Below are 14,006 nucleotides of genomic sequence, written 5' to 3'. Positions count from 1 at the left end.
GATAAAATGAGTCATTACCAAAATATTTTAGTAGCGATTGACGGTTCAAAAAATGCGGAGAAGGCTTTTACTGAAGCTGTTGCTTTAGCCAAAGCAAATAATAGTAAGTTGTATCTGGCTTGGATTATTGATGAGGCATCACTGTCTACGAGTTCCTTTGCTGTTTCGAAAATTTTAAAAGAAGAGCAAAGCAAGGCAAAGATGGTATTAGCTGATTTAGTGGAGCAGGCTCGCAATGCTGGGATTGAAAATGTTGAAGAGATTTTAGAAGTGGGTGAGCCAAAAACCTACATTACCCAAACAATCCCGAAAAATTATGAGCTTGATTTAATCGTTGCTGGTGCGACAGGAAAAGGCTCCTTAACGCGCGAAAAAGTGGGTTCAACCATTCAATATATTGTGAATCACGCGCCCTGTACGGTGCTCATGGTGAAGTAATTTTAAAAAGTAAAAGCGACTGTTGGTGGCGTCTTTTAGACGTACCAACAGTCGCTTTTTATATGCTTCATTTTTTGCAGCCAGTTGAAGAGGGGGCACAACTGGCTAATAAAAAAATTAACAACTTATTTTGTTTCTAGATCATGTAAGAAGAGACCACTTAATAATTTTGGTTCAAACCAGGTTGATTTTGGCGGCATGATTTTCCCAGCGTCAGCAACATCTAAAAGATCTGTCATAGCTGTCGGGTATAAGGAGAAGGCGACTTGCCAAGCACCACTGTCGACTAATTTGACTAATTCTTCAGGGCCGCGAATACCGCCGATAAAGTCAATTCGTTTATCGACTCTAACATCTTTAATTCCAAAGATTGGGTCAAAAACATTGTCTTGCAATAAAGATACGTCTAAGCGTTTTACCGGATCGGTGTTTTTGATTGTCTCTTTTGCACTTAGCGTATACCATTGTCTAGCTAAATACATTTGAATTTGACCTGGTGCATCGGGTTTTGTTTTCGTTGTTTTTTCAATTGTAAAACTAGACTTGAGCTGATCTAAAAAAGTATCTGTAACAGGAACATTGACAACACGATTGTACTCCCAAATGTCGAGTTCATTTTCTGGAAAGATGATAGCTAAAAAGTGATCACTTTCAGGATTACTATTTTTTTGCGCCCGTTTTTCTAAGCCAACTTTAACTGCTGATTCGGTTCGGTGATGGCCGTCTGCAATATAAAGGGCCGGGACTGCTGCAAATAATTTGGTTAAGGCTGCAACTTTGTCTGTATCATCAATTACCCAAACTTTATGATTTACATCGTGGTAGCTGTCAAAATTATAAGTAGGCTCGTGATTTTCCTGCCAAGCTTTCATAATTTTTTGAATTTCGTCTTCATGACGATAAGCTAAGAAAATAGGGCTGGTATTGGCATCACAAGCTTTGATGTGGTTAATCCGATCGACTTCTTTTTCTGGGCGGGTAAATTCATGTTTTTTAATTTTACCTGCGACATAATCATCAATTGAAGCACATAGGGCTAAACCTGTTTGGCTGCGACCATTCATTGTTAGTTGATAGAGATAAAAATAAGGTGCGTCGTCTTTTTTTAGCCAGCCTTTCTTTAAAAAGTCGGCTAAACTAGTGGCAGCTTTTTGATAGACGGCTGGATCATAGGGTGACACTTCTGGTGGCAAGTCAATTTCAGCGCGATCGATATGAAAATAGCTATAAGGATTTCCTAAAGCCATTACCCGGGCTTCTTCACTATTAATGACATCATAAGGTAAGGCGGCAACTTTTGCGCTTAAGTTTTCAGCCGGACGAATTGCTTTAAAGGGACGAATATCAACCATTAATACCCCACCCCCGGGTTTTTAATCACCCGCACGCGAATAATGTCGTGATTTTCTTCTAAGCGCGCGGCAACAGCTTGCGCATTTTCTTGCTCGTCACAATTAATGTCCACCAAAGTATAGGCATAATCATCTCGACCACGATTGACCATATTGTCGATATTGATATTCATATCCGCGATGATTGAAGAGATTTGGCCTAGCATATTTGGAATATTTTTGTTAATAATCGTGATCCGATATGGAGAGTGAAAGGCCATCTCAACGGTTGGAAAGTTAACAGAGCGTTTGATAGTGCCTTCTTCTAAAAAGCGTTTTAGTGTTCTAGCAGCCATTTTGGCACAGTTCACTTCAGCTTCTTGGGTTGAAGCACCCAAATGTGGCAAGACTAAAACTTTGTCGTTGTGTAATAATTTTTCATCCGCAAAGTCGGTTGTATAACCAGCCAGCTGTCCTGCTTTCAATGCGTTTAAGACGGCAGTATCATCAACAATACCACCGCGAGCAAAGTTAAATAGTTTGGCACCACTTTTCATTTTTGCCAACTGTGCTTCACCAATCATACCTTTGGTTTGCTCGGTTAACGGCACATGGACGGTGACAAAATCACAAGTTGTCAACACATCTGCCAATTCATTGGCACGGGTCACGCGTCGTGAAATACTCCAAGCGGTATCAACAGAAACGTAAGGGTCATAACCCACAACTTCCATGCCTAATCGGTAAGCGTCGTTTGCAATCATAGCACCAATGGCCCCAAGGCCGATGACACCTAATTTTTTTCCTTCTAATTCATGGCCCGCAAATTGCTTTTTATTTGCTTCGGCTTGTTCTTCCACATCATCACCGGTCAAGGTTTGAATCCACTGGGCGCCTTGTAAAATTGGGCGCACGGATAACAATAAGCTGGCGATAACCAATTCTTTGACGGCATTGGCATTTGCGCCTGGGGTATTGAAGACCACAATCCCTTGTTTGGTACATTGTGTAACCGGCACATTGTTGGTACCCGCGCCTGCTCTGGCAACAGCAACGACACTTTCAGGAAAAGCGTAATCGTGTAATTTTTGACTGCGTAAAATAATACCATCAGGAGTTTTACTTTCGTTAATGGCGTAATTATCTTTATCAAAGCGACTCATTCCTTCTGGGGCAATTGCGTTAAATGTTTTAATATGGAACATCTTACAGTCCTCCATTTTCTTTTTCGAATTTTTCCATGAAAGTCACGAGCGCTTGTACGCCTTCTTTTGGAAAGGCATTGTATAGGCTTGCCCGCATACCGCCAACTGAGCGATGGCCTTTTAAGTTTTCAAAGCCTGCTGCTAATGCTTCTACATTAAATTTTTGATCTAATTTGGCATTGCCGGTTACAAACGGAATGTTTGTTAGAGAACGGCTATCTGGGCGCACTGGACTGGTAAATAAATGCGATTTTTCGATTGCATCGTAAAGTAATTGAGCTTTTTCTTGATCTTGTTTTAAGATTTCAGGTAGGCCTCCAATCTCTTGCAACCATTTGAAAACCAATTGTGCAATGTAAATGGCAAAGGTTGGGGGCGTATTGTATAAAGAGTTTGCCGCTGCTTGCGTTTTATAATCTAACATGGGCTCGTTTACTTCATACAAACCTAGCAAATCATCGCGAATAATCACAACGGTTAAACCAGCAGGGCCGATATTTTTTTGTGCGCCGGCGTAGATGATACCAAAGTCTTTTACATCATAGTCATTGGCTAAAATATTTGAGGACATGTCGGCTACAATCGGGACATTCCCGGCATTGGGAATACTTTTATAAGCTGTTCCGACAATGGTATTGTTGGTTGTAATGTGCAAGTAAGCAGCATCTTGATCAATCATGTCAGGGGTAATTTCTGGAATATAGGTAAAGTTGTCTTTTGCTGAAGAAGCAATCACTTCAACTTCAACGTTGCCTAATTCTTTGGCAGCTGCAATTGCTTTTTTAGACCATGAGCCGGTATTAACATACAGGGCTTTTTTATTTTGCGCTAAATTTAATGGCACCATTGAAAACTGTAAGCTTGCACCACCTTGTAAGAATAAAACATGGTAGTTGTCCGGAATATTCATTAATTCCCGCAAGCGTTTTTCGGCGTCTTTAATTATCGCATCAAAAAGGGAGGAACGATGACTCAACTCCATCACGGACATGCCGCTACCTTTGTAATCCGTAAATTCGGATTGGGCCTGCTCCAAAACGGGTGTAGGTAATACGGCAGGACCGGCTGAAAAATTGTAAACAGTCATAACTATTCTCTCCTTTGAAAAAGTAATTTTAACTCTAAATGAGTTATCGCCTATTGTAACAGATGAATTTCAGCTTTTAAAGTAATTTTTCAGAAAATTGCAAATAAACAACACGCAATTGTTAACTTAAAAAAATACTAACAAAGTAGTTAAGTGAAGATAATCACAAATGTTTGAAATGAAATAACGAAAAAATTATTTAAAATTTTTTTCAAAATCCTTTGACATTTTCCGGTGAAGTTTCGTTGTTAAAGTGTAAGGGCGCTACTTACGATACTAAATCAAAAACTGCTTTTGAAACGGCCGTAAAAAGGTAGTTTGTCAATCAAATTATTAATTATAAGGAGGCAACAAAATGAAAACACATGTTAGCACAAATTTGACAGTTACATTTTTAGAACCGGGGAAAGAAAGTCTGACAAAACAGAAGTTTTCAAATAGCGTGGAAAATCCCCTTGAAGTTGACGTGTTAGCTTTCGGGCGCGCCTTTAGTCAGTTGTTACCAACTGATGTTAGTTATAACAGTGTCGTAGAGACAAAAGAAATCGAATATACCGCGTAATAAATAGTAGGCAAGAGAGTCTAGAAAATTGAAATTTTGAAAGGAGAAAAACAAGATGAAAAAACTGCATTTGACTTTTTTTAATAGTGAGGGGAAAAAACACAAAATGATTCCCCGGGTTGCAAATGAAAATTTGGATGCCACAAAAATTCAGCAAGTAATGGAAGAAATCAGTGGGTCGGCTTTGTTTGTCAAGAAAGGAGTAACATTGTTTGTTGCCCCAGCCAGTGCAAAATATGTTGAAACCATTGAAACAGAGCTTTTTGATACAGAAGGATAAACATCGTTAGGTAAAAAGACTGCACTAAAAAGTAAAGGATAGCTGAAGTTATGTCCCAGCCTAGGCCTTAGTAAAACTTTGGTGCAGTCTTTTTTACATTTTTTTACAAGAAGGAGGCTATTATGATTTTAAAACCAGTGATCATTGACATTAGTGAATGGCAACTACCAGAGGCGATTGATTACAACATCTTAGCAAAAAATATTGCCGGAGCGATTGTTCGGGTACAATACGGTTCATTACATCGGGATGTGCATTTTGAAACACATCTTAAAAAATTGCAGGAATACAAAGTTCCGGTGGCAGTTTATGCATGGGTGAGAGGTACCAGTATCTCCGACATGAAACAAGAAGCCCGCGATTTCTATCAACGCGCTAAGAAGTTTCAACCAACTTTTTGGTGGTTAGATGTAGAAGAAAAATCATATTCTGATATGCGTAATGGCTGTGAAAGTTACCGTCAAGAGTTGAAGCGTTTGGGAGCAAAAAAGGTGGGTGTCTATATTGCCAATCACTTGTATCATCAATTTAATTTAGCTGTCGAAAAATTCGATGCTATTTGGATTCCAACTTATGGTCAGAATAATGGCCGTTATGAAGGCTTTAACCCGACTTGTACCACGCGGTATGATCTGCATCAATATACGTCAAATGGTCGCATTTCTGGCTACAAAGGAGCGATGGATTTAAATCGGCTAACTGGCAGTAAAGATTTTGGAGTACTTTTTGATACAAAATTACTTGAAGACCAAAAGCCAACCTTACCACCAACTAATTCAGTTTCAGGAGGATTAAAAAAATTGAAAACATTTACTTTAAATACGGCTGTCTACTTGCGAGAAAAAGCAGACACTAAAGCTGGTGTGATTGCCTTACTTCAAAAAGGCGACCAGATAAAATTTGATGATATTATTTTAAACCAAGGTTATTTATGGGGCGTGCAACCGCGAGCTAAAGGAAGAAAAGGCTATCTAGCTTTAGGAAAAATAACAGCACACGGTGGAATAAAATAAAAAAATAAGACTTGGATGAATTCATCCAAGTCTTATTTTTGCTAAGATTCTAGCCATAATAACGTAAGGAATAACACTCTCCCCTACACGCTGTCGGAAATCTTCCCCAAAATTTCCTTTGAATTTATTATAGTATAGGATGAAGAGAAAGTTAAATAAAGTGACTTTCCGAAAAAGAATAAAATAATTGAAGGAAATGAATTTATTTGCTACTATACTTACAAATAGTAAGCTGTAGACGTTTTGAGATTGATTGCAATTTTTTGAGTCTAATTAGAAAAAACAACTGGTTATAGGCCAGCTATAAGGCAGAATTTTGCTAAAGGGATTTTTAGATTTGTTCAAAATTTGACTTATTGTGTCGCAAGGTCCTTTATGATGCTAGACATGCAAAAACCCTTTTAAGGTAAAGCGTTATTCATTATGAGCGGTTAATCGAATGGTTCAGGTGATTTTTGCTGGATACGACACAAATAGAATTTTTTATCTTAAACTTATTTTTAAGACACGCTATTAAAATGGCTAAAACGGAGGGAGAACAATGAAATACTTATACGATGCTGGAACTGCAGGTAGTAAGAAGTTATTATTATTACATGGTACGGGCGGAGATGAAAATTCATTAGTGGATATTGCCCGTTTTTTAGATGGGGGATGTGCGGTTTTATCTTTTCGCGGGGAAGTAGAAGAAGACGGGATGAATCGCTTTTTCAAGCGCAATGGCTTAAATCAATTTGATTTAGCTAGTTTGGAAAAAGAAACAGATAATCTATATGAAGAAATCAAACGAATTAGCGCAGAGAAAAATGTGCCTTTAAGTGACTGGGTTTTAGTAGGGTATTCCAATGGTGCTAACATCGCGGCCCATCTGTTATTAGAGCGGCAAACGCCATTAACCCAAGGCTTATTTTTTCATCCCATGTCACTGGGGGTGCATGAAAAACAATTTGAGCTAAAAGATAAACGAATCTGGCTTTCTTTTGGTCAAGGCGATCCAATTGTTTCGCCTGAGTCCTTTAACGAACTTGCAGAAGCATTTGATAGTCGGGGGGCAGATTTAACGATTAAGCAAACCAAACAAGGTCATCAATTAACCGCAGATGAAGTAAACCAGGCCCGAAATTGGCTTCACCAGCTCCCAATGTAAAAAAGATTTTAAAATAAAAATAGTCAGCCTTACGTCATAAGACGAAATTTTAAAGAAATGTTTGAATAGTTGTAGGTAAATTTCGACGGATTGACTGCGGGCTGCTTTTTTATATTCAAAGGGAGAATAAATTTTTTTGCAGGAGTTCTTGTGATTTAAGATCATGATTGCCAGCTGTTTTTTGAGTCAGCTCTTTTGTGCATGAAGCTAAAAGCGAAAAACAATTTTTGAAAATTTCCTCCTTATTTTTTGGTGTCAATAGAGTTTGGACAGTTTTACATCGTTTAACTTTATCGGCTTTTTTTGATAATTGTCGTAATTTTCTGAATCATTTTCTAGTATTTACTGAAATTTATTTCAGATTGTGCTAAAATAGCAAAAATATCAAATTCTTGTCGCAGACAGGTTCAAATTTAGTCATAGGGGTGTAGCTGATGGAAAAAGGGTATCGCATTGCTGTTGTGGGCGCAACAGGAGCTGTAGGAACAAAAATGATCGAGATGTTGGAAGAAACCACTTTACCAATTGAAAGTATCAAACTGCTGGCTTCAAAACGTTCGGCTGGAAAAACCAGAGTATTTAATGGTGTAACCTTAACAATTGAAGAATTAGTGCCTGATTCTTTTAACGATGTAGATATTGCTTTGTTTTCTGCGGGTGGGGGAATTTCAAAAATTTACGCGCCAGAAGCGGTGAAACGCGGAGCAGTTGTGGTGGATAATACGAGTTATTTTCGCATGGATAAAGAAGTGCCATTGGTGGTACCAGAAGTAAATCCGGCTGCTTTAAAACGGCACAAAGGAATAATCGCAAATCCCAATTGTTCAACAATTCAAATGATGGTAGCATTAGAGCCAATTCGCAAAGAAGCCGGGCTAAACCGGATCATCGTATCCACCTATCAAGCTGTTTCAGGGGCAGGGGCAAAAGCGGTTGAAGAATTAAAACGAGAAGCCAAAGAATTCTTAGCCGGAAAATCAAAAGATGAATTAGATCCACAAATTTTGCCAGCCGGAAGTGATAAAAAACACTATCCAATCGCTTTTAATGCGCTGCCACAAATCGACGTTTTTGCTGAGGATGATTACACGTATGAAGAGTGGAAAATGATCAATGAAACCCATAAAATTATGGAAGACGATACTATAAAAGTTGCTGCAACTTGTGTTCGGATTCCTGTAGTCAGTGGACATTCTGAATCTGTTTATATTGAAACAAAAAAAGAAATGTCACCCCAAGCAGTTAAAGATTTATTAGCAAAATCACCCGGTGTGACACTAGAAGATGATCCAAGCCAACAAATTTATCCCCAAGCGTTAAACAGCGTTGATAAAAAAGATACATTTGTCGGTCGGATTCGCCGCGATTTAGATGTCAAAACTGGGTTACACATGTGGGTCGTATCGGATAACTTGCTAAAAGGTGCGGCCTGGAATTCCGTACAAATTGCAGAAACCTTACATGAGATGGACTTAGTTCGCGTACCCAAATAAAGTTGTTTTGAAAAATTTAAAAAACGTTGCAAGTAACTGATAACGTGTTAAAGCTTTTTGCTTTTAGACTTTATGCAGGTAAACTTGGAACGTTTTTTTGTACTTTTTTATTGAGCTTTAAAATGCAGTGCGTGTTTTAAAAATCGCACTTTCATTTTTAGGAGTGTGTAGCTTATCTAACTTTTTTATAGTCAGCCTTTCAATCTAACGCGCTGTGCAATAAGTCAAAGGAAAACGATTTATTGCAATTCTGCCTTAATGCTTAAAAGCAAACCGAGTTCGTGCAGTTTTTTTATAGCGGGCACTTAAATTCGTTAATTTTACTAAAAGATTTTTTGCTGCAAACCGCTTCCATGATAAATTAGCAGTTCGTCGCCGCTTTTTGCCACTTTTTAGTGTATAATGGACAGTGGCTAGTTGGGCACAGAAAAGAAAATATTATATTTATATAGAAAAAATTTGAGAGGTGAATGTTTTTGAGTAACATCAAAATCATTCCATTAGGCGGCGTCCGTGAAAACGGTAAAAATATGTACATCGCTGAAGTGGAAGATGATATTTATGTATTAGATTGCGGGTTGAAATACCCAGAAAATGAATTATTGGGAATTGATACAGTTATTCCTGATTTTACTTATTTAGTAGAAAATGCAGATCGTGTTGTCGGTGTCTTTTTGACTCACGGACATGCGGATGCCATTGGGGCGTTACCTTACTTTTTGGAAAAAGTTGATGTACCTGTCTTTGGAACAAAGCTAACAATTGAGTTGGCAAAAATTGGCGTTCAAAAAAATGATGCCACCAAAAAATTCCGGGATTTTCATATTATTGATGAACATACGGAGATTGATTTTGGGACAACGACAGTCGGCTTTTTTAGAACCACCCACTCAATTCCAGATTCAGTAGGGATCACTTTGAAAACCAAAGTAGGCAATATTGTCTATACTGGTGATTTTAAGTTTGATCAGGCTGCCGTGCCAATGTATCAAACCGATTTTGCGCGGATTGCTGAAATTGGTAAAGAGGGTGTCTTAGCGCTATTAAGTACTTCTAGTAATGCTGAAAATCCGACGCCAGTCGCTTCAGAACGGCAAATTGCCGATGAAGTTTACGATACCATTAAGTATTGGGAAGGCCGCATTATTGTAGCCGGGGTAGCAAGTAATTTACAACGGGTGCAGCAAGTTTTAAATGCTGCGTATCGTTGCAACCGGAAAGTCGTTTTAACCGGGCAAGATTTTGGCCGAATTATTCGGACGGCAATGAAGTTAAACAAATTAGAATTGCCAGATGAAGATTTATTCATCACACAAAAAGAAATGAAAAACTATCCACCAGAAGAAATTATCGTTTTAGAGACAGGTCGAATGGGTGAACCGATTAAATCACTACAACGGATGGCTAATGGTTCCCACCGCACATTGCGCATTCAAGAAGGGGATTTAGTGTATATCACGACTACGCCAACTACCGCAATGGAAACCACGGTTGCCAAAACCGAAGATATTGTCTTTCGTGCTGGTGGCGTCGTAAAACAAATTTCTGATAATATGCGGGTTTCAGGTCATGCCAATCCCGATGATTTACAATTAATGTTAAATTTATTAAAACCAAAATATTTAATTCCAATTCAGGGGGAATACCGTCAATTAGCGGCCCATGCGCAACTGGCTCAATTAACTGGAATTCCGTTGAAGAATATCTTTATCACAGCTCGTGGTGATATTTTGGAATACAAAAACGGTCAAATGTCTCAAGCTGGTTCTGTACCGGCGGAAAATGTTTTGATTGATGGTATTGGTGTTGGCGACATCGGCAATATCGTGTTGCGAGATCGCAAAGTTTTATCAGAAGATGGCATTTTCATCGCAGTGGTTACAATTAATCGCCGTGAGAAAAAGATTGTATCTCCGCCACAAATCACTTCCCGTGGTTTCGTTTATGTAAAGGCGAGCCGTGATTTAATTCGAGAAAGTGCTGAAATGGTGAGTGAAATTGTTGAAAAACATTTACAAGACGAAGAGTTTGAATGGAGTAAATTAAAACAAGATATCCGCGATCGTTTAAGCCGTTACTTGTTTGAACAAACAAAGCGTCGACCGGTTATTTTGCCAGTTATTATGGAGTCATCCCAACGACAAAAAAGAAAATAGGCCAAAGACACCAAGACGAAAACTTTTCGTTTTGGTGTCTTTTTTTGTAATAAATAAATTTTAGCTATTTGCGCCCACGGATTTTTTGCCAATTTTTTACCTTTAGCAGGTCATCGCTTTGAAAAAAGTGTCATACAAGTTAAGCTGTAGTCTATTTTATATTTTTTAAACAAAACATATGAAATCTTTCTGAAAAACGATTATACTATTTTAGTGTCTATTTTTGGCAAAGGACAATCGCAATAAGGACTTGTCAAAATGGAAAATAAAATAGAATAATGGTTTATTAAAAGAGTTTTTATTCTTTTACGAAAGGAAGTTTTGTATGCATACATACCAAGAAGATAAGGTTGTTCAAAAAAATCGTTGGTGGATATTGGTTGCAGTTTCGATGTTTACTTTTATGTCTACTTTAGATGGTAGTATTGTAAATATCGCGTTGCCAACTATTTCAAAGGATATGCAAGTACCAATGAATCAGTCAGAATGGATCGTCTCCATTTATTTAATGATGGTCTGTGCGTGTTTGTTATTATTTGGGAAAATTGGCGATAGCTGGGGAAAAATTAAAATTTATCGCATTGGAACCTTGATTTTTGTGATTGGATCTTTACTTTGTGGTTTTAATCACTCGTTAACTTTTCTACTGTTTGCCCGCGTTATCCAAGCTTTAGGAGCTGCGATGACGATGGCGACCAACACAGGTATTATTACCGAAGTTTTCCCTATGAATGAAAGAGGACGGGCGCTTGGGATGATTGGTGCCTTTGTGTCTTTAGGTTCAATTGCCGGCCCTGGTTTAGGCGGCTTGATCTTGGCGCATTTTTCATGGGCGTATATTTTTTGGATCAATGTCCCAGTTGGGATTATCACCATGTTAATTAGTGAAAAATTCTTACCAAAAGATATTACACTAAGCGCAGAAAAAATTGATATGGGTGGCTTTGCCGCGGTTGCAGCGACGATTATGACCTTTTTTGGCGGTGTCTTTTTAGGGCAAGAACACGGTTTTTTAACCCCAATTCCGTTAGCCTTGTTTGTCTTAGCCGTCATTAGTTTTTTCATCTTTTTATATGTGGAAAAGAAAGTGAAATTGCCTTTAATTACCTTTAGTATTTTCAAAAATAAAGTTTTTACTATGAGTTTAGTTACGGCGTTATTGATTTTTTCTTCAAACTTTTTTGTCAATGTCGTTATTCCGTTTTATCTTCAAAGTGCCCGTGGCCTTTCACCTAGTTATGCTGGACTTTTAATGATGGTCTTTCCATTTTTAATGGTAATCGGCTCGCCTTTAAGCGGCTATTTAACTGACAGGGTGGGTCCAGAAATCTTAGTTTTAATCGGGCTTGTGATGTTATCAGTGACCCAATTAATGTATATGTTTATGCACGCGGATTCGCCTTTGTGGTATTACGTTGTGGCAACTGCTATCATGGGTTTAGGCAATTCATTATTTCAATCACCAAACAATACAATGGTTATGAGTAGTGTTACCAAAGAAAATCTGGGGGTTGCTGGCAGTTTGAACTCTTTTGCTCGTAATTTGGGCATGGTCGTAGGGATTTCGCTAGCGACAACTATCTTGTATGACGCCATGAGTTCGAAAATGGGAGAACGGGTGACAACGTACATTGCCAAGCGGCCAGATGTTTTCATTTATGGAATGAAAATTACTTTTTTAGGTTCGTTTTTACTTTGTTTAGCAGCATTACTTTTAACGCTTTATCGGGTGAAAAAACAAGGAGGCATCAGAAAACATGTCTAATGCAGTGGAAGAATATTTAACAAAAAACCAGATGCAATTTGAAAGTTTTACTTTTGATGTAAGTGATGAAGATGAAGGACGCGCCCAAGCAGAAAAATTACAATTAGCTGTTACCACCATTTATAAGACCTTGGTTTTAAAAGGCAATAAAACGGGAACGGTGATTGCCTTAGTTCCCCTTGACGGACGCCTAGATTATAAAAAGACGGCGAAAGCTTCTGGTAACCGCAAAGTCGGCTTTCCCCCGATGGAATATGTAATGGATGTAACTGGTTATCCCCATGGTGCCAATACGCCAATCGGGATTTTCATGCAACATAAAGAATATAGCCAAGTTTTTGATACGAGTATTTTGAATCACGAAGAAGTTATTGTCTCAAGTGGCGAGTTGGGTCATAGTGTTAAAGTTAAAGTTGCAGATTTAATTGCATTGATTCAACCAATTCAAGCAGATATTTTGGCTGTGTAAGCCTAAAAAAGCAGATACAAAAGTAGTCGTTTTTAAACTACCTTTGTATCTGCTTTTTTTATAAGGAAAGTATCACGTTTTAACATGAACAAATCGTTTTAAATCAGGGCTGCTCAAATTAGCTACACAAACTAGCTACACAAACTAGCTCTCCAAAAAATAAGGCGAAATTTCCAAAAATTTGCTAAACACCAAGTAAAAACACGCATAGGCGCAATAAACGTTGTGTTTTTTAGTTATTTGGCTGTTCGCAGAGCGTATGAATCTAACAGTATCCTAGCCATAATCGATAAAGGTAAACGAGAGCGCACTTCGTAATCAGGAAAGAAGGAGCCTTCTGATTTAAAGCCAATAAAAGGAATTTCGATATACTCCATAATAGAAGAGTATCGGCTAGCGGTTAGTAAAACCGTACCAATTTCGGCTTCGTAACAGTTTTTAGCAGCCACCACTAATTCTTCTGTTTCGCCATTTAATGAAACGAAAATTACGACGTCGTCTTTTGTAAGTTTACGGGAGATGTTGCGAATGATATTCGGATCGGTATGAAGTTCGCAATATTTATTTGTTAATTGCAATTTCACCATCATTTCTTGTGCAATTAATTCAGAAAACCCCCGTGCAAAAATCATGATGCGTTTGGCTGCATGAATACGTTGAATGGCATCTTCAATATTGCCAATTTCAATCATATTAATGGTTCGAATCACTTCTTGTTCGTTTTTTAAAATCGCCATTTTAATGCCTTCATCAATTTTATCTAAATGAGAGAAGTTGATGTTGGTATTTTCTTTTTCCTTTAAGGAGTGTTTAAACGCAGTAAAGCCCTCATACCCTTTCTTTTTCATTGTTCGAACGATCGTAGCAGTGGAAACATTCGCCAACTCACTTAATTTAACGATGGAATAATGTGGGATACTCGTAATGTTTTTTTGTATGAAATCCCATAGATATTGTTCTGACTCGCTTAATTTTACATCCATGATGTTATCCTTTCCAACTGATATTTGTTATTATTGTAACTTTTTACCAATTTGATGTACAGAGGGTTCAGAAAGTG

13 protein-coding genes are annotated in these 14,006 nt (G+C 38.1%); 9 read left to right on the top strand and 4 right to left on the bottom strand.

What is annotated here, in order from left to right:
• Window positions 1-6 precede the first annotated feature (6 nt).
• Window positions 7-438, top strand: a complete 432-nt coding sequence (locus K4422_RS06835; protein WP_230710043.1) for a universal stress protein — start codon at window positions 7-9, stop codon at window positions 436-438.
• Window positions 439-563: 125 nt separating this feature from the next.
• On the opposite strand, the gene K4422_RS06830 is transcribed toward K4422_RS06835, so the two are convergent.
• Genes K4422_RS06830 through serC form a run of 3 tightly spaced genes read right to left on the bottom strand, consistent with a single transcriptional unit; the run spans window position 564 to window position 4,061 of the window.
• Window positions 564-1,790 carry a DUF1015 domain-containing protein gene (locus K4422_RS06830; RefSeq protein ID WP_230710041.1) on the bottom strand — a complete coding sequence of 409 codons (1,227 nt, stop codon included), beginning with the start codon at window positions 1,788-1,790 and terminating at the stop codon, window positions 564-566.
• Entirely contained in the window at window positions 1,790-2,974 is a 1,185-nt protein-coding gene (locus K4422_RS06825; protein WP_230710039.1) for a phosphoglycerate dehydrogenase, read from the bottom strand. The genes K4422_RS06830 and K4422_RS06825 overlap by 1 nt, the downstream gene beginning before the upstream one ends.
• 1 nt (window position 2,975) lies before the next feature.
• A complete protein-coding gene (serC, locus tag K4422_RS06820; protein WP_230710037.1) occupies window positions 2,976-4,061 on the bottom strand; it encodes a 3-phosphoserine/phosphohydroxythreonine transaminase in 1,086 nt (361 codons plus the stop codon).
• A 355-nt stretch (window positions 4,062-4,416) separates the two neighbouring features.
• Between serC and K4422_RS06815 the strand changes: the two genes are divergently transcribed.
• From K4422_RS06815 to K4422_RS06780, 8 genes are all read left to right on the top strand, one after another.
• Entirely contained in the window at window positions 4,417-4,623 is a 207-nt protein-coding gene (locus K4422_RS06815; protein WP_206902390.1) for a DUF1659 domain-containing protein, read from the top strand.
• 55 nt (window positions 4,624-4,678) lie between these two features.
• Window positions 4,679-4,903 (top strand): DUF2922 domain-containing protein, encoded by a 225-nt coding sequence (locus K4422_RS06810; RefSeq protein WP_206902391.1) that lies wholly within the window; start codon window positions 4,679-4,681, stop codon window positions 4,901-4,903.
• Window positions 4,904-5,025: 122 nt separating this feature from the next.
• On the top strand, window positions 5,026-5,916 hold the full coding sequence (locus K4422_RS06805; protein ID WP_230710036.1) for a GH25 family lysozyme: 891 nt from the start codon (window positions 5,026-5,028) through the stop codon (window positions 5,914-5,916).
• Between the two features lie 541 nt (window positions 5,917-6,457).
• Window positions 6,458-7,063, top strand: a complete 606-nt coding sequence (locus K4422_RS06800; protein WP_230710034.1) for an alpha/beta hydrolase — start codon at window positions 6,458-6,460, stop codon at window positions 7,061-7,063.
• A gap of 434 nt (window positions 7,064-7,497) precedes the next feature.
• Entirely contained in the window at window positions 7,498-8,556 is a 1,059-nt protein-coding gene (locus tag K4422_RS06795) for an aspartate-semialdehyde dehydrogenase (RefSeq protein ID WP_230710029.1), read from the top strand.
• A gap of 476 nt (window positions 8,557-9,032) precedes the next feature.
• Window positions 9,033-10,712 (top strand): ribonuclease J, encoded by a 1,680-nt coding sequence (locus K4422_RS06790; protein ID WP_230710021.1) that lies wholly within the window; start codon window positions 9,033-9,035, stop codon window positions 10,710-10,712.
• Between the two features lie 325 nt (window positions 10,713-11,037).
• A complete protein-coding gene (locus K4422_RS06785) occupies window positions 11,038-12,477 on the top strand; it encodes an MFS transporter (protein ID WP_206902397.1) in 1,440 nt (479 codons plus the stop codon).
• Window positions 12,470-12,946: a YbaK/EbsC family protein gene (locus tag K4422_RS06780; RefSeq protein WP_230710019.1), complete on the top strand. Its 477-nt coding sequence runs from the start codon at window positions 12,470-12,472 to the stop codon at window positions 12,944-12,946. The genes K4422_RS06785 and K4422_RS06780 overlap by 8 nt, the downstream gene beginning before the upstream one ends.
• A 236-nt stretch (window positions 12,947-13,182) precedes the next feature.
• Here the strand turns inward: K4422_RS06780 and K4422_RS06775 are convergent, their stop codons facing one another.
• Window positions 13,183-13,929, bottom strand: coding sequence for a MurR/RpiR family transcriptional regulator (locus tag K4422_RS06775; protein ID WP_206902399.1), 747 nt, complete (start codon window positions 13,927-13,929; stop codon window positions 13,183-13,185).
• Between the last annotated feature and the right edge of the window lie 77 nt (window positions 13,930-14,006).

Origin of the sequence: Enterococcus sp. SMC-9, assembly GCF_021011285.1 — a bacterium.
Lineage (GTDB): Bacteria > Bacillota > Bacilli > Lactobacillales > Enterococcaceae > Enterococcus_C > Enterococcus_C montenegrensis.
This window is presented reverse-complemented; position numbering and strand designations above follow the sequence as displayed.